This window comes from Granulicella arctica, assembly GCF_025685605.1.
Lineage (GTDB): Bacteria > Acidobacteriota > Terriglobia > Terriglobales > Acidobacteriaceae > Edaphobacter > Edaphobacter arcticus.
The window spans coordinates 202,128-218,835 of the sequence record NZ_JAGTUT010000002.1 but is presented as its reverse complement, the minus strand read 5'-3'; the positions used below and the strand labels follow the sequence as shown (position 1 = coordinate 218,835).

The window sequence follows — 16,708 nt, the reverse complement described above, 5'->3', positions numbered from 1 at the left end:
GATCAGGAAGATCTGACGGGTCAGCGGTAAGGCGGTGTTATCTTTCGGATTACCGTAGTACCCCTCAAGTTGCCACAGCCAATGTAATCAGGAACCCTTACCATAGCAAGCACAAAACAGATTTATTGATGAGCGACTGAGATCACCAAGGGACCGCACGGTTGAAGATTGCCTCATAGCGCATCCGGCCCTGTGCGGGACCGTTGGCCACCAAAAAGAGTTCCATGGGATCGGCTGCGGGTGGAGTCAGTTCTACGCACTCCGACCGAAGTACAGGCATGAGAGGGCCGGTGAACTGTAGCGAAAAGCTATCTTCAGTCGACACTTGACCGTGAAAGATATTGACGGTTTCGAGCAGGAGTGGAATGGATGTGCCCATTTGATCGTTCGCCGTGAACGTCTGACCAGCCAGCGAGAGGAAGTAGGTTCCGGTGAAGCCCTGCTCGGCCGGTTCCATCGGCTGTGCTATCGGGAATGAGGGATTGATACAGGGTGCCTCGGCGCGCCACTCCATTGCGAGGTTCAGGCCGTCGCCGCCGGTACGGATAAAGCCTTTCTTCTGATATAGGCGAAGTGCGGCGTTATCGAAGCGAACGGTGAGGCGGAGGACGGACGCGACTTGTGCGGCCTCTTGAATAAGGAGCCGGAGCAGTTCGGAACCGAGACCTTGATTGCGGAATCGTGCGAGCAGTGCAATATCTATCAGTTGAATCTGCTGCGAATCGCGGTGGATGAGCAGCCTTCCGGCAGCCTCGTCTCCAACAATTACGATATGGTCCTGGGCATCGGGGTACTGGGAGGCGTAGCCGAGTGACTGGGCACGAAACTGCATGGCGATAAGCTGAGCCAAAGCCTGAGGAGGAAGCTGAAGAGGAGCAAATTCAGGCTCGTGCACGTCGCGGAACAACACTTCCAGAAACAGAGCGTCTTCCGGACGAGCGGGTTGCAGATGAAGGTTCATGCACTACTAATCTAACGGAGCCCCAGCCGTAATGGGGGCCTGCACGCAGGCTTCTGTGGCTATCACTTACAAATATATTGTGCCCCACCCGTTACGTAGGTACTATGCGAGGTGTTCACGAAGTCAGGGCTCTAACAATTTCCGCTGGAGCAGCATTTTATTCCCCTGCAATACATCTGGCGAACTTATGAGTAGGTCTGCCCTGAGTTCTATTCCGGTTTGATGGAGTGCCAACCATGTTATCCGTTAGCCGTTCTCTTGCAACTGCCCTCCTCGTTGCGTGCTGTGCAGGAGCGTGGTCGGCCTCGGCGCAGCAGATGCAGTACAGCACATTGCACCGGGATAGCGAACGTGCGCTGCCGCAGACGATCACCGGCGGAACAAGAGCGCTGCAGGCGAAGGCGACGGGCGCGCGCAAGGGCCTTTCACTGGCGGTGGCAGACTTCGACGGCGACAGCGTAAGGGATCTGGTGACGGGTTATGGACTTGCTGATGGAAGCGGCGCGTTGCTGCTGCAACGCGGGATGGAGGCAGCGACCGCGCCGACGCCAAGGGAGCAGGCGATGGTGGCGGCGGGGCAGTTTGTTGCGCCGTATACCGCAAAAGCAGAGGCGATCGCGATATCGGTGCATCCAGATCTAATGGAAACAGCCGACGTGAGCGGTTATGGACATCAAGACCTTTTGGTTGCGGCAAAGGGTGGAAGCACCGTCTATCTGCTTGCGGGTCGAGGCGATGGAACGTTCTTACCAGCGCGGGCTTTGCCTTTCAGCGGACCGGTGAAGGCGTTGAAGACCTGGCGCAGTCCCATGGGTCAGAACCTGATTGTGGGTTCTGTCTGCGGGGCAAGCGGATGCGGTCTGCAGGTAGTGGCCGGAGATGGGACGACTGTTGGGTTTGCGGCCATGCCTGGTGCGGTGACTTCCATGGAGATTGCGCCGGTAAACGGCGGCAATGTACAAGATGTATTCGCAGTCGCAGGTGGCAAGGCAATCCTGATTGATGGTGAATCATTGCTGGCAGGCAAGCCCGATGTGCAGACTGTGATGCGTGAGGGTGTCGTAGCCGCGGTCGCAGGCTACTTTACCTACAACCTGGACGGAGGAATGCAGCTTGCCGTGCTTGGCGCGGACGCGACGATGCATCTGTTCACGCGGGGACTGTTGAATCTGCATCAACTGAGCCCGGAGGAGGTGCGTGCGCGGCGGCGCGGTCTGACGTTGACGCACCAATCACGCTCACCCCGTGTCCACCCGCTCAAGACGACCGGCCAACCCTGGACGGAGGTGGAGACGACCCCGAATTTTGGACGCGGAACGAGTGTAGGCGCGAGCGCTCCGGTGCTGATCCATGGACACCTTACCGGGAATGGCAACGACGATCTGGCGCTCATGGAGCGCGGCCAGTACATCCAGATGACGCATGTGAGTGTTGCAGATGGCGATATGCGTAAGACAAACATCGTTGTTTCGATCGACTCGACCAACGATCCAGTTACAGCAGCCATAGCGACGCGGGTGGCGGCGGACGCGCGCATGGGGGTAGTGACACTGGGTGGAGTGACGCCGCAGATTGCGCAACTGCCAGCGAACCGCACGATGAACGTCAACACGACCGCAGACTCCGCGACCCTGAATACTGCTGCTTGCATCAACAACACGGCTGGATGCACATTGCGCTCGGCCATCGCGGTGGTCAATAACGATCAGACGAACACGGGGGGAACGACCATTGGGACGACAAAAGCCGACACCATCAACCTGCCCGCAGGTACGTACACGCTATCAGCTTCTAATAACGGCCAAGCTACTGACATCGACGGTGATGTAAACATCCACCTCGATCTTGATGGTGCTGCAAGCATCATTGGGGCGGGGAAGACAACAACGATCATCCAGACCATGAACACAAGTGGACACCAGGACAACATCTTCGACATCAACTCCGGCGTCGTGAACACTAGCAGCCCTTCCTTCGATACCTACATGTCAGGGCTGACCATCCAGAATGGAACTGACACGGATGATCTCTTCACAAATGGCGGGAGCATTAACTATCAAGGTGGCTTAATTGACTGGGCAGGCGATGCCAACGATGCTCTGACGCTGGTGAACGTGGTGCTGAACAACGGCTATTGCATGTACAACGAAGGGGGAGCCCTGGATGGACTTGGGCTTACTGGCAATGGCAACGTGGTCGAGCTCGATAACTCCACGGTTTCGAACTCCAAAACGCCTGCGGAGGGCGGCGCGATCGAGATTGAAGGGAATGTACGGGTGATCCTGAGCGGGGACACGATCTCGAACAACACCTCTAGTCAGGCTGTGACTGCGGGGTATAACCAGGGTGGCGGACTAGGCGGCGGGTTGAGCACCGACGGGCCATCCACGGGCGTCGCAGATTTGATTACAAACACGATCTTCTCAGGTAATACAGCGACTGAAGGTGGAGGCGGGTACAGCGCAGGCGGAGGCGCGACCATTAGCGGATCAACCTTCATAGGCAACACGGCATCCGGGGGCGGAGCTCTTGAATACGACCTTGGGAACACGGCCATGATCGTAACCGCTTCCACCTTCACAGGGAACTACATCACTGTAAGTGGTACGGGAGATGGCAACGCGGTCTGCGTCGACGAGAATGGTGGCGGCATCACGAATACTTTCACGATGCACTACTCGCGCCTCGTCGGCAACAAGCCGCCGACGGGTACGGACCTGGCGCAGCACGATGGTTTTGCCCTGGGCTGTAACAAGATTGTAGGAAATGTTACTGCAAATATCGCCGACAACTGGTTCGGTTGCAATGTTGTTGGCGGCAACACGACTGGTTGCGATGGCTTCGGAGTCACCACCGGTGCGACCTCCAATGGGACATTTACCAGCACCCCAATGACATCCCTGTCTTTGGTCTTGAGCAGCACGACGCCTATCGCGGGTGCGACTCTCACGGCCACTGGTAGTTTGGCGCAGGATTCGACAGGGACTGTGTATTCGCAAGCTAATGATGCTGCCTACATCGGCGTGCCGGCGTCGCTCAGCGTTACGCAACATGCCGCTTCGCCCGTTACCTCTGCCACGAACCTGAGCACCCTTGCTAACACGCTTGCAGGCATACAGGAATCGGTGACGGCGACTGTTGCCGGCACGGGTTCGGCTACGGTCACGGTAGATGGTTGCACGATCTCCCAGGTAAGCGCGGCCACGAGTAGCACTCCATTCCTTTGCAATACGAACACGGCCTTCAACTTTACAGTGTCGGCTTCCGATTTGACTGTGGTCAGCGCACACGCTGGCAACTTCAAAGCTGGGGATGCCGGCGATATTTACACCCTGACGGCGACGAATAGTGGCAATGCTTCTAGCAGCGGCACGGTTTCAGTGGTCGATACGCTGCCATCCGGATTTTCAGCAACGGCGCTTACGGGCACGGGTTGGACCTGCACGGTTTCGACGATCACCTGCACGCGGTCCGATGCGTTGGCGGCAAGTGTCAGCTATCCAGCGATCACGCTGACGGTGAGTATTGCGAGCAGTGACATCGGCACTTATAACAACACGGTTGCCGTTTCGGGCGGCGGCGAGACGAACACCTCGAATGACACGGCAACTAATCCGACGATCGTAGTAGGGCAACCGACCATCTCCGAAATGTTCTCTCCTGCAATTGTGGCACCCAACGCCAGTTCGGCAGTAGTGTTTACACTGGGCAATCCAAGCGCAAACCCTGTTTCACTGACGGGAGTTGCCCTCAGCGATGGCCTGCCGACCAATCTGAGGGTTGCTTTGACCCCTGCACAGACAACGACCTGCGCCGGCGGCACGGTCACGGCGGCAGCGAACGGCAGCACGATCAGCCTCTCCGGCGCGACCATTGCGGCAGGCTCAACCTGTACCGTTCAGGTAAATGTGAGTTCGGCAGTCATCGGGAGTTACATCAACACGACGGGACCTGTGACGGCAACCAACAGTAACTCCGGGCCGACTGCTACGGCAACGCTTAATGTGGCCTCCAGTACGGTCGCGCTTGCCATAGCCCCGGCATCGCCAGTAGTCTCTGGAACTGTCGTCACGCTGAGCGCGACAGTCACGTCAACACTTACCTCGAGTCCGGCGCTGGCCGGAGTCGTCAAGTTCTACGACACCTCCACAACTCCTGCGGCGCTGCTGGGTACTTCTGAATTAAGTGCCGGCAACGCCGTGATCAAGGTGGTTCCCGGCGTTGGCAGCCATGCAATCCTTGCACAGTTCCAAGATACAAATCAGCTACCCGGAAAGACCATGGCACAGGGGACACTCGTTGTCACTGCGTCAGGGAACTATGGTACCGTCCAGTCGCTTACCGCCATCGCGTCGGGTGGCATGTATAACCTGACCGATGTTTCAACTTTCTACGGACAGGTGGTTCCGGGCGGAACCGTTCAGTTCCGCGACACGACGACTGGGACGCTGCTCGGGACAGCCACGCCTTCACCGCTCACACAAACGCTTGCGGCACCAAGGTCCTTTCCTTCAGGGGCAGCAGGAACGGGAGCACTCTTTTCGATAACCGGTGACTTCAACAAGGATGGATTGCAGGACGTTGCAGTTGCAAATTTGGTGGAGGGTACCGTTGGTATTCTCCTGGGCAACGGAGACGGAACCTTCAAGCCTGAAGTGTCTTACAGTGCTGGACCCGAGCCTTACCAGATTGCTGTTGGCGATTTCAACCACGATCAGAGCGTTGATCTCGTCGTCACCAACCTCTTCGCTAACACTGTGAGTATTTTGCTGGGCAATGGCGACGGAACCTTCGCTGCACCGGTGTCTTATGCCACAGGTCACGAGCCTTATTCTGTCACGGTCGCTGACCTAAACAACGACGGATTTCTGGATCTCGTCGTGACGAACCTTGGTGATAAGACAGTTGGCGTCTTGCTTGGAAATGGAAACGGCACCTTCACGACACAAACCACCACCGCTGTCGGTACTAACGCCGACACTACCGTCGCTGCTGACTTCAACGGCGATGGCAACCTCGATCTCGTCGTCCTGAATGGCGGCGACAACACAGCCGGGCTTCTGCTTGGCAAAGGTGATGGCACCTTTCAGACCGAGGTGACTTACGCTACTGGAAACACTCCATTCTCTGCGACTGTGGGAGACTTCAATGGCGATGGTCTTCCCGATCTGGCGGTGGCGAATCTTGGTGGTAACGCGGTGAGTGTCCTGCTCAATGCCGGCGGCGGTACCTTCACTCCACAAGTAACATATGCGACAGGAACTGAACCTAGCTCGGTGGTAGCGCTGAGTGTTGATGGGACCGGAAGGCAAAGCCTTGCTGTCGCGAATTACACCGCGAACACAGTCAGCCTGCTAATTGGAAATGGCAATGGAACTTTCCAATCGCAGGTAGCCTTTCCTTCCGCAACCGCTCCGTACCAGCTTGCGGTCGCAGACTTCAATGGCGATGGGAAGCTGGACCTCTCAGTGACAACCTTTGGGAGCAATACGGTAAACATCCAATTGGGAACGCAGACAGCAATCGTGCCGCTCAATGGCGTCGCTCTAACAGGTGCCAGCGGATCGCACCAGGTTCAGGCAAGCTACATTCCCGGAGGTGTTGATTCCTACAGTACCTCGTTGTCTGCCATCCCTCTTGTCAAATAGTGCGCAGTTAGATCAGAACAAGAGATGCTTCCGCATGAAGACGTTAATCTCGAGGATTTATGAAAAACCGACGTCAATTTGTCCACCTCTCTCTCGCCACTCTTTCGATCTCTGCCGTTCATCCTCTTTACGCCCAAAGGAACGAAAGCCAAACGTTTTCTAATGGCAACGTCGCTGCGTACGATCATGGCGGATTGACAGAAGCGGTCTTCGAGAAGCATGTGGGCTCACTTTTTACCATGTATCTCTATAAGAACAACATGGTTTTCCTGAGGCTTGATAAGGTCAACCATGTTGGCGTCAAGACGGCTCCAGATCAGACGGAAAAGCCTGGCGCGTTGGCGCTATCTTCAATCGCCATGACAGCCTTCAGCTTAGTTTTCGATTCAAACAATGTTGAAGTTCCTCAGGACTCCTATCTGGTCGATCATGGGGTGCTGGGACGCTTCACAATGTTTCTAGTTCCAGGACTTGCTCTGAGCGGTAAGAAGACTTGTATTGCCTACTTCAGTTCTTTCAAACAGGCATAGCCGGGTTTATCACTGATTGAAAACTTCAGTATCAATGAGTCCCTGCTTTGACAGGGACAAGTAAAGGAGTGCGTTGCGGCAACACAAAGCAAGAACATCTCGACTGCAGAGAGACCACACTATACAAAGGATGAAAGAGTAGACACTAGTCCACTATGAAATAGAGCTATGGGGTGGGGGTCCACCAGGTGTTGGCGGGGAGCATGGGGTAGTAGAGCATGGTCCGAATGAGGGTGCCGGGAGCTTCGGTGGCGGTGAGGATGCGGGTGTAGGTGGACATCTGCGGGGCGTTCTTTTCGCGCTCGTTGAGGAGGAAGGCTTCGAGGCCTTCGCGGCCGTGGGTGGTGGTCTTGAAGTCGACGACCCATAGGTGGGTGGTGCCGGGGGCGAGGGGTTCGGAGCCGGCGCGGAAGATGCGGTCGGGGCGGATGGTGGTGCGGGCGGTGGTATCCCACGTCGTGAGGGCACGCTCGCTGGCGGCGTCGGCGTGTGCGGCGAGCGCCCACTGGCCGATCGGGTCGGAGAGGACGTTGGTGAGGGCTTGCTGGACGCGCTGCGTGAGGCGATCGACCATCGCGGGGGGCAGGCCTTCGGCGCGGAGGATGGCGGCGATGCGTGGGGTCCATGTGAGGACGGCGGCTTCGAGCGCTGCGGAAGTTTCGCCTGCGGCGATGCGGTTACTGAGGACTTCGATGAAGGCATGGACGACGTTGCCAAAGGCGCGGGCGCTGAAGGAGCCTTCCGGACGGGCGAAGGTGCGTTCGGATGCTGATTTTTCGGAGGGCTGGTTTGTGGCGAAGGGTAGCGGCTTGAGTTCAGTGAAGCGGGCACTGATATCTGCGGTGGAGGGCAGGCGCTTCAGGACGGGTGGTTTGCGGAGGGTGGGTTCCTCGTGAGCGGCGACTGCAGCGATTTCGAGCGGCTCGTCGTCTACGAACTCTGCAGCGAAGTGCATAGGGATGATATTCGATGGGAGCGGTGTGGTGGAGAAATGCGGTTCGGCTGCTGGCCATGCGGCTTTGAGGAGACTGTCGGCGAGGATAGAGGGTGCGCCTTTGACGGTGGTAGCGGGGGAGGCGAAGAGGTGTAGCTCTTCGCGTGCGCGGGTGCAGGCGACATAGACGAGACGCTTCTGCTCGGCGGCTTCGCGTGCGCGGTCGATGCTGGTGAGCCAGGCGTTGAGTTCAAGGGAGCCTTCGCCTTTGCTGGCGATGGGCGCGAGAATGATATGGGCGGCGTCGGGGTCGCTGCTGTCGAGTTCGAGCCAGTTGAGGAGACGACCGCGGGAAGATTGGCCTTTGCGCTCGAGGGCGGGAACGATGACGACGTCCCACTCGAGGCCTTTGGAGCCGTGGATGGTCATGAGGTCGACGGCACCGGGAACGACGGCAGACTCGGCGTATAGCTTTTTGAGGCGGAGTTCAAGTTGCGCGGTGTTGAGGGTGCCGCTTTCGGCTTCCAGTTGATCGAGAAGCTGGAGGTAGCGGCAGGAGTTGGCGAGGGCTTCGGGGTCGAGCCAGGAGTCGCCGCCGAGAGAGCGCCAGGTGCGTTCGACCCACTGCGCGGTGGTCATGCGGGAGCGCAGTCTTGCGGCTGCCTGCATGACGGTCCAGATGCGCTCGAGGCGCTGAGCTCCGTCGGGGCTGAGGAGTTCGCCGCGCTGGGCGATGAGATCTTCGATGGCGATCTCGGCGAAGTCGTGGTTGTCGGAGCCGGCGAGTTGGTGGAGATCGGCGAGGGTGAGGCCGCACCACGGAGCACGGAGGATGGCGAGCCAGGCCACACGGTCGGCGGGGTGAAGCAGGGCGCGGGTGAGCGCGAAGAGGTCGAGGACCTCCTGCCGATCGGCGAGAGGATCGATGTCTACGGCGCGGAAGGGTACGGTGGCGCCGGTCTCGTCGGGCTGCTTGAGTGCGGCGACGATGTCGGTGAGGTGATTGCGGGAGCGGACGAGGACGGCGATTGACCATGGTCTGGTGCGGCCAGCGGGAAGGGGGAGGGCGTTCCATTCAGCGACAATGCTTCGGATCTGGGTGGCGTCGGGGGAGATGTTCGTGGATCGTGGTCCGTTCGGCTGGAAGCGGGTGTGCCAGACACGGGCTTGTGTATGGGTTGCGGAGCGGGTGGGTGCAGCGGCGGTGAAGGGTACGTCTTCGGGGTGGTCGGCGGTGATCTCTTTGGGGAAGAGGAGACTGAAGTCTTCGTTGACCTGCTCGACGAGGGTCTGCTGGGAGCGGAAGTTGGCGGTAAGGCTGAGCGGCGCGACGGGGAGGTCGCCGAGGAGGCCGGTATGCATGGTGCGGATGAAGCGCTCGACGCGGGCCTGGCGGAAGAGATAGATGGACTGTTTGGGGTCGCCGACGAGGAAGACGGTCTGGCTTTGACCGTCCCAACCGGCGGTGAGGTGCTCGATGAGCTGGTATTGGCTGGTGGAGGTGTCCTGCATCTCGTCGACGAGGAGGTGTTGGAGATTCATGCCGAGGGCGGCGGCGAGGTCGTCGCCGTGGGTATCGAGGCTGAGAGCGGTGCGGGCGAGGAGGCCGAGTTCGGTGAAGTCGCACTCGGTGTGGGCGGCGAAGACGAGCTGAAGTTCGAGCAGGGCGTGGCTGAGAACGCGGAAGAGAGCTTTGGCGACGTGCCACTGCTCCTGCGGGTACTTGGCGGGTGGGAGCGTGCGGACGCGGTCGAAGGCGAGGAGTAGGTCGTCGCGATGGGCAAGGTCATCGAGGATGGCGACGAGGCGTGGATGGTGGAGTTTGCGGTCGTAGTCGAACTGGAGATTGCGTCCGTTGAGCCCCTTCTCCTTACGCCATGTGCCGGTGCTTGTGGTGAGGAGATGGATGAGAGCGCGCCAGTGGCCGAGATGCTCGGCGGTCTCACCGGGCGCTGCGCTGAGGCTTCGGCAGAGGGCGATGGGTGAGGGCTCGCCTTTGTAGCCGTCGGCGTGGGCCATCTCGCCTGAGAGGCGTGCGAGGGTGTCGAGCACGTCGGCGGGGATGGATTTGGCGAGTTGGGTGAGACCGGCGCAGATGGCGCGGTCGAGGGCGCGTTCCAGTTTGGGGAGAACGGTGGTGTCGAGTACGGCTTCGGTGAGGGCTTCGCCGGAGAGCGGGATGAGTTCGCCCCACTGGTCGCGCCATTGGAGCATCTCGGCGACGAGGCGTTCGCACTCGGCGAGGTTGCCGTCGCGGTGGAGGAGGACGGTGCGGAGTGCCTGGTTGAGGGTCGGATTGGCTCCGCCAAGCTGCATGAAGGTGCGGCGTGCGGCTTCGCGGTGGAGCGGGCTGGCATCGAGCACCGGAGCGAGTTGGCCGCCGGAGCCGGAGAGGACGGGAAGCGAGCGAGCGATCTCGGCGCAGACGGAATCGATGGTGCGGATGCGGAGGCGCTGCGGCTGGTTGAGGAGGTCCCAGCTGCGGGCCTGTACGGATTCGGCGAGGGTGCGGGTTGCGGCGTCGAAGTCGTTCGTGGTGGGGATGTTGCGGCTGGCAGCGTCGAGTTGGGCGAGGACACGCTCTCGTAGCTCGGAGGTGGCCTTGACGGTGAAGGTGATGGCCATGACCTGCTCAGGGTCAGTGACGCTGGAGTCGGCGAGCAGCTTGAGAAAGCGCTGGATGAGGAGGCCGGTCTTGCCGGAGCCGGCGGGTGCTTCGACGATCCACGATTGGCGGATGTCGAGGGCGGCGACGCGCTGCTGCCAGTCGGGCGGGCGACCTTCAGTGACAGGCTGCGGGGTGGGCTTTTCGACGAGGAAGAGGTTAGGCATTGTCTGCCTCGGTGTCTGTTGCTTCTGCTGCATCGTCTGCGACGGCCTGGAGGAGGGAGATGTCGAGGCGGCAGAGGATGCGCTGGCGGCAGTGTTCGCAGGTGGTGGGGAAGTTTTTAGGTCGGACGCGGATGTCGCCCTCGTGGAAATCGACGGCGAGATTGGTGAGGAAGTGCCGCCACTCGTCGATCTGTGCGGCGAGAGGCATGGTGGGGCGGGTTGGGCGGAGGAGGATTCCAGTTTGCGTCTCGTAGCCGTGGAGGGACTTACCTTCGCCGGCGCGCACCTGGGCAAAGGCTACCCCGGCTAGATTCTCGGCCGCGGAGAGGACGGCGTATAGCGGAAGCTGGGGCTCGTCGGGTCGGTCGGTGAGCCAGGATTGCGACCGGGCCTCGCCAGTCTTGTAGTCGAGGATGACGTCGCCGAACTCGGTCTCGTCGATGCGGTCGACGCGGAGGGTGAGACGCAGTGGGCCGATGCGAACGTCGGCTAATTCTGTCTCCTGAAGCTTGACGGCGAAGGGGACCTGCCGCTTCATCTCCTCGAGGAGCCATGGGTCGAGGAGCCTGAGGAGACGCTCGCGTTGGACGTCGAGGTAGGCTGCATCCCAGTCAGATATGCCCTGCGCGGTCTTGTGGAGCGCGGCCTCGATGGCCCGAGCAAGGATGGCACGGCGCTCGTCTGTGGGGAGTTCTTTGAGGCTGGGTTGGTCGTGGACCTCGCGCCAGAAATGCTGCAGCGCGATGTGGACGGTGTTGCCGCGTTCGCGGGCGTCCATGCCGGGCTCGGCGGTGTCGAGTGCGGTGGCCCAGAGACGCTGCTCGGCGAAGGCACGGAAGCCGCAGGCGGCTTGCAGCTTCAGAATGTTGGCTCCGCCTCGGATGATGTTGTCGGGCGTGGGAGGCAGGCTGTTCGCGTCGTCGATCGTCTCAAGTTGTGCGGAGGCTTGAATGGGAGCGAGGGCGGTGAGCGTCAGCGGTTCCAGGGTAAGGCTGGCGAGGGCGGGCGACGGCCGCTGATGGCCGGCGACGGACTCCTGCGCGTAGCTGAAGAGGACGATGGGAGCGCTGGTGGCGAGGCGGGCGGTGATCTGGCTGGCGCGGACGGTGTCCTCGGCTGGGCTGCTTCCGGGCATGTGGAGTTCGCGCCGGAGATGCCAGGCGAGCAGGGGATTCGAGCCGGGATGAACGGGCCAGGCGAGATCGCTGGCGCGGAGGAACCAGATAGCGTCGAAGGTCGATCCGGCGGCCTCGAGCGGGCCGAGAACCTGTACGGGCGCGTTGCGGGACTCGGGTGCGAAGAGGGTCTGGTCGGCGAGGCGAGCGAGTGTTTCGAGAGCGTCGGGAAAGGTGAGACGGACGCCTTCGAAGTCGAGGGTGGCGAGTTCGTCGAGGACGCTCTCCCACTTTCGACGAGTCTGGAACTCAAGGCTGTCGACGGTGCCCGCGGACCAGCCAGCGGCTTCGAGGAAGGCGCGGATGCTGTCGGCCCAGCCGGCTGCGGGGCGAAGCTCGGGTAAGGCGAAGGCTTCGTCGGCGATGCTGCGGCGCATGGCTTTGAGGGTGGCGATGAGTCGGGGGAGTCGGGCGCTTCGCCTGGCAGATTCGGTAAGGCGGAGCACGGCTTCGAGGGTGAGCTCGGGGCGGAGGGTGCGGACGCGGCGGAGTTCGTAGGCGTCGAACTCGGCTCGGGCGTTGGTCTCGGGGATGCTGGCAGCGAGGTAGGGGCTGAGGAGAAGCTGGCTGATGCGGTCGATTGGTAGAGCGTGGATGGTCCAGCGGAGGAGATTGAGCGCAGTGGCGACGATAGGGGTTTGGGCGAGGGGAATGCCGAGGGAGAACTCGAAGGGTGAAGGAGTTTGCGGGGCGCCGATGTCCTCGAGCTCGGGTGCGAGGGTTTGGCGCAGGACGCGGTCGATGGCGGGGCGATCGTTGCCGAGACTTGGGACGATGATGGCGATATGGTCCGCTGGATGGGCTTCGAGGTGGCGACGAATCCAGTTGGCGGCCGTCTGGAGTTCGGCTGGTTCGTCGGCTGCGGGGGCGAGATTGGCGGAGCTTGTGGGGATAGTGATGGTCAGGGGTTCTATGGGGATGCTGCGGGTCCGGAGTGCTTCGATGAGGGCTTGTTGGGCTGGTGTGGTGCCGTCGAAGCCGAGGAGCACGTAGCCGATCGAGGCTAAGGTGAGTTGGCTTGCGGCAGTGGTGAGGGTGGCTTCGAGCTGGGCTTGCGGGAGGTAGTTGTCGGTGCGGCAGCGGCGCTCGAAGGCCTGGGCCCAGCGCTGGAAGGCGCGTGTGTCGGCGCTGACTCCGGCTGTGCGGAGGCGGGATTCGCCGCGATGGGCGCAGAGGCGGGCGAAGGCGTCGGCGGCCATTTCGGCCAGCGAATCGGCGGTGCGGAGGGTGGCGGTTTCGGGGTCGGCGGCGATGATGCTGCGCCAGATGCTGTGCTCCTGCGAGCGGTTGAGGAGGAGCTTGGTGGTGTGTCCGCCGAGGAGGAGTTGCTGCCAGAGGGTTGCGGTCCATGCGTCCCAGGCGAGGATAGATGGCGGTTCCCAATGGGTGAGGTTGAGGGAACGGTTGTTGAGGTCGACGTGTTGGCGGAGCGTCCGTGCGGCGCGCTGATTGCCGGTGAGGATGGTTCGTCCGGCGGCAAGGGCTTCGACGATCTGTGCTGGAAGCAACGTGCTACCGACCATGCTTCGGTTATACGCTGGCTGGGCGTGGAAATGGTGGCTGGACGAGACTGAGCAGGAAGAGGGCTGCGGCGGCGGCGAAGGGCAGGGCGAGCGCGTACTGGAGCGAGCCGGTTCGGGTGCTGACGACTCCCATGAGCCAGGGCAGGAAGGCGGCTCCGATGGCGCTGACAGCGACGATGATTCCGGCCTGGCGCGCTGTGGGGCGATCGGCCATGAGCATGGAGAAGGTCGCGGGAAAGAAGGGCGCGAGCGAGAGGCCGAGGAGGACGGCAAAGATGGCGATTGCTGCTGCTGTGTGGGCGAGGGCGAGGGCGGCAGTGAAGGCTGCGGCGAGAGCGAGTGAGAGGCGCAGGAGGAGCTTTTCGCCCATGCGCAAGAGCAGGAGCGATGAGGCGGCGCGACCGGCTGTGAGTCCGGCAAGGAGGAGAACCATGGTGTATTCGCTGAGGGTAAGCGAGCTTGTGCCATAGCGGAGGGAGAATGTGGTGAGCCAGCCGCCGAGGCAGGTTTCGAGGCCTCCGTAGAGGATGAGGAGGGCACAGAAGTAGGCGAAGGCTGAGGCTTTGAGACCGCTGCTGTTTAGGGTCTCAGTTGCGATGAGTTCGGTTGCGGCTCCCCGGAGTTGGATGAGAAGGACGACGAGGAGCGTAGCGAAGGTGGCGGCGAAGATGCCAAGAAGCGTGCGCAGGAGGATGTGCGGTGTGAGTATAGCGGCGAGGACGGGCGAGAGCAAGGCCCCGAAGCTCCACGAGAAGTTGAGGAAGGCCAGAGCTGAGCCGCGATGCTCGGTGGCGCGACGACCGGCGAGGATGTTGATTGAGGTGATGAGCTGGCCCAATCCGTAGCCGCCGATAAAGAGGCCGAGGCAGGCTGGGAGGAGATTGGGCGAGAGGGCAAAGATGCCGAAGCCGATGGCTGACGCGGCCATTCCGAGGATCATACTGCGCTGGAGGCTCTTCGAGACGGTAACGCCGCCGAGGAAGGAGCCGTAAAACTGCGCGGAGAAGAGCAGGCCGCTTTGCGCGTCCTGCAGGTGCCACTGCCGGGCGAGGATCGGGAGGATCGGGCCAAGGATGAGGGTTCCGAGGCCGGTGAGAATGAAGGCGAGGTGCATCCAGAGCGCTGAGGGTGCGGAGCGGCGTTCGGTCGGCACCGTCGTCATGGAACCATTATCATCGACACAGAGGTGTCTCGTTGCGTCGTGTCTCGTGTGTGCTGGTGATGCTGCTGGTCGTGATGGCTGGTTGCCGTCAGAGTGGGAACAGTTCTGGTGCCGCGAAGGACTATCCGGTGAAGACGTTTCCGGTTCGCGGCACGGTGGTAGCTACGGATGCTACACATGTGACGCTTGATCATGAGGCGGTTCCCGGCTTCATGGGCGCGATGACGATGGCTTACAAGCTGAAGGATCCGAGCGTGGTGAGTGAACTGCATCCGGGCGATCGGATCTCCGCGACGATCATCGTCCAGCAGGATGCGGCTGGTTTCCTGAACCCGCAGCTCGACAGCATCGTGGTGACGGCGCAGGCAAAGCCGGACTATGTGCCGAAGGTGCAATATCATGTTCCGGCTGCGGGCGATGTCGTGCCGGAGTTCAAGCTGCTCAACCAGGGTGGGCGGACGATCGACTTTGCACAGTTCAAAGGCAAGGTGCTGCTGGCAACGTTCATCTTCACGCGATGTCAAATGGCGGATTTCTGCCCGCGCATGAGCACGAACTTTGAGGAGATCGATAAGGCGCTGGCCACTGATCCGGCGCTCTACGCGAAAACGCATCTACTGAGTATTAGCTTCGACCCTTCGTATGACACTCCTGCGGTGCTGAAGAAGTATGGTTCGGCGTATACGGGGCGGTTTGCAAAGGAGGACTTTGCCCATTGGGACTTTGCTGCTCCCTCGGAAAAAGAGTTGTCGGCGCTTACGCAGTTTTTCGATGTTGGTGTGCAGCCAGGAGATGCGCAGACGTTGACGCACTCGCTTTCGACGGTGGTGATTGGTAAGGACGGCAAAGTTGCGGCCTGGTATCCGACGAATGACTGGAAGCCGGCTGAGGTGCTTGCGGCGGTGCGGGCAGCTAGCGCTGCTTAGGCGTTCTTCGAGCTGATGGGAACACAGCTTTCGCTTTCGATCTAATTCCGGGCACAATAGGTTTTGCGGTGCTGGCCGGTTCTAGTCAAACTACGTATCTGACCAGAGTTTTCTAAGCTTTTTGAGAGGCAAATCATTCGCGCTGATGGTTCAATATATTCACCGCCATACTTTACGAGCTTTCGGCGAGTACGGACTACGCTAGCTTACTGCTGTTTTACGGCATCAGTTCTCAGTGCTGGTGTTGCATCGGCGCAGGATCTGAATCTTAGTCCAACGAGACCTACAATCGCTAATAGCGCAGCGATACAGAGTGCAGGCGTGTTGCAGGTGGAGATAGGCTATGACGCCTACCCGCAAAAAGTGCCCGGTGATCTGCAGACAGGTGCGGCTGCTTTCTACTATGCACCACTGCCCCGACTCCGGCTGGACTTTGGATGGTCACCGTTTACGCTGCAGCAACAGGAGAAGGAGACTACCCGAGGTGTAGGAACGCTTCAGATCGGAGGTAAGGTGGAGTTGAAGAAGGAAGACTACCATCGTGTTGCACCCGGCATCGCCATCCAATACGAGGCTGAACTCCCAAGTGCCTCACAGAGCGTGCTTCAGAATTACGGGCAGCAAGCCATACTGCTCCTCAATCATCACTACGGCAAGAGCGGCGACCTCGATGTGATTGTGAACGGCTCGTTGGTGCAGTCCGACTGTCAGACCCGATCCGGATGTACTTATGGTGGTCAGCAGTCACTTGCGATCAGCTATCACGTTCAGAAGCAGACGCGTATCTATGCAGAGGTGTTTGGACAGAACAACTCGGAATCCAACACTCCGCCTGGCACCTATGTCTTTGGGGGCTTCTTCCGCCAGTTCGGAGATGCTTTTGGAATCGATGGCGGTCTTCGGTTTGGCGTAAGCGATCACTCGGCGACCGTTGGTGCCACTATGGGTCTTGTCTTCGGCAGGCGGCTACGAAGAATGTAGTTGCGAATTGATGCCAGACACGATGCGTAAAGGGCT

Annotated in this window: 8 protein-coding genes; 4 read left to right on the top strand and 4 right to left on the bottom strand. The window is 60.4% G+C overall.

What is annotated here, in order from left to right; translation table 11 throughout:
- Positions 1 to 142: 142 nt before the first annotated feature.
- Entirely contained in the window at positions 143 to 961 is an 819-nt protein-coding gene (locus OHL20_RS20825; RefSeq protein WP_263385227.1) for a GNAT family N-acetyltransferase, read from the bottom strand.
- Positions 962 to 1,197: 236 nt separating this feature from the next.
- Here OHL20_RS20825 and OHL20_RS20820 point away from each other — a divergent pair, with 236 nt between their 5' ends.
- Entirely contained in the window at positions 1,198 to 6,609 is a 5,412-nt protein-coding gene (locus tag OHL20_RS20820; RefSeq protein ID WP_263385226.1) for a beta strand repeat-containing protein, read from the top strand.
- A gap of 194 nt (positions 6,610 to 6,803) precedes the next feature.
- Positions 6,804 to 7,139 carry a DUF6916 family protein gene (locus OHL20_RS20815; RefSeq protein ID WP_263385225.1) on the top strand — a complete coding sequence of 112 codons (336 nt, stop codon included), beginning with the start codon at positions 6,804 to 6,806 and terminating at the stop codon, positions 7,137 to 7,139.
- Between the two features lie 166 nt (positions 7,140 to 7,305).
- Here OHL20_RS20815 and OHL20_RS20810 read toward each other — a convergent pair whose 3' ends face one another.
- From OHL20_RS20810 to OHL20_RS20800, 3 genes are read right to left on the bottom strand one after another with little or no spacing between them, the layout of a single operon-like run.
- The gene (locus OHL20_RS20810) at positions 7,306 to 10,905 is read right to left on the bottom strand and encodes a UvrD-helicase domain-containing protein (RefSeq protein WP_263385224.1); all 3,600 of its coding nucleotides are present in this window, start codon (positions 10,903 to 10,905) and stop codon (positions 7,306 to 7,308) included.
- A complete protein-coding gene (locus OHL20_RS20805) occupies positions 10,898 to 13,603 on the bottom strand; it encodes a PD-(D/E)XK nuclease family protein (RefSeq protein WP_263385223.1) in 2,706 nt (901 codons plus the stop codon). The genes OHL20_RS20810 and OHL20_RS20805 overlap by 8 nt, the downstream gene beginning before the upstream one ends.
- Positions 13,604 to 13,610: 7 nt before the next feature.
- Positions 13,611 to 14,765 carry an MFS transporter gene (locus tag OHL20_RS20800; RefSeq protein ID WP_263385222.1) on the bottom strand — a complete coding sequence of 385 codons (1,155 nt, stop codon included), beginning with the start codon at positions 14,763 to 14,765 and terminating at the stop codon, positions 13,611 to 13,613.
- 32 nt (positions 14,766 to 14,797) lie between these two features.
- Here OHL20_RS20800 and OHL20_RS20795 point away from each other — a divergent pair, with 32 nt between their 5' ends.
- Together OHL20_RS20795 and OHL20_RS20790 are read left to right on the top strand one after the other, a co-directional pair.
- A complete protein-coding gene (locus OHL20_RS20795; RefSeq protein WP_263385221.1) occupies positions 14,798 to 15,691 on the top strand; it encodes an SCO family protein in 894 nt (297 codons plus the stop codon).
- A 321-nt stretch (positions 15,692 to 16,012) separates the two neighbouring features.
- Complete coding sequence (locus OHL20_RS20790; protein WP_263385220.1) at positions 16,013 to 16,672, top strand: hypothetical protein; 660 nt, start codon at positions 16,013 to 16,015, stop codon at positions 16,670 to 16,672.
- Positions 16,673 to 16,708: the final 36 nt, after the last annotated feature.

What these genes read in the sequence shown, in the direction of transcription:
- OHL20_RS20810 (WP_263385224.1), bottom strand. Translation starts at nt 10,905, where the DNA reads ATGCCTAACCTCTTCCTCGTCGAAAAGCCCACCCCGCAGCCTGTCACT.
- OHL20_RS20820 (WP_263385226.1), top strand. Translation starts at nt 1,198, where the DNA reads ATGTTATCCGTTAGCCGTTCTCTTGCAACTGCCCTCCTCGTTGCGTGC.
- OHL20_RS20800 (WP_263385222.1), bottom strand. Translation starts at nt 14,765, where the DNA reads ATGACGACGGTGCCGACCGAACGCCGCTCCGCACCCTCAGCGCTCTGG.
- OHL20_RS20805 (WP_263385223.1), bottom strand. Translation starts at nt 13,603, where the DNA reads ATGGTCGGTAGCACGTTGCTTCCAGCACAGATCGTCGAAGCCCTTGCC.
- OHL20_RS20825 (WP_263385227.1), bottom strand. Translation starts at nt 961, where the DNA reads ATGAACCTTCATCTGCAACCCGCTCGTCCGGAAGACGCTCTGTTTCTG.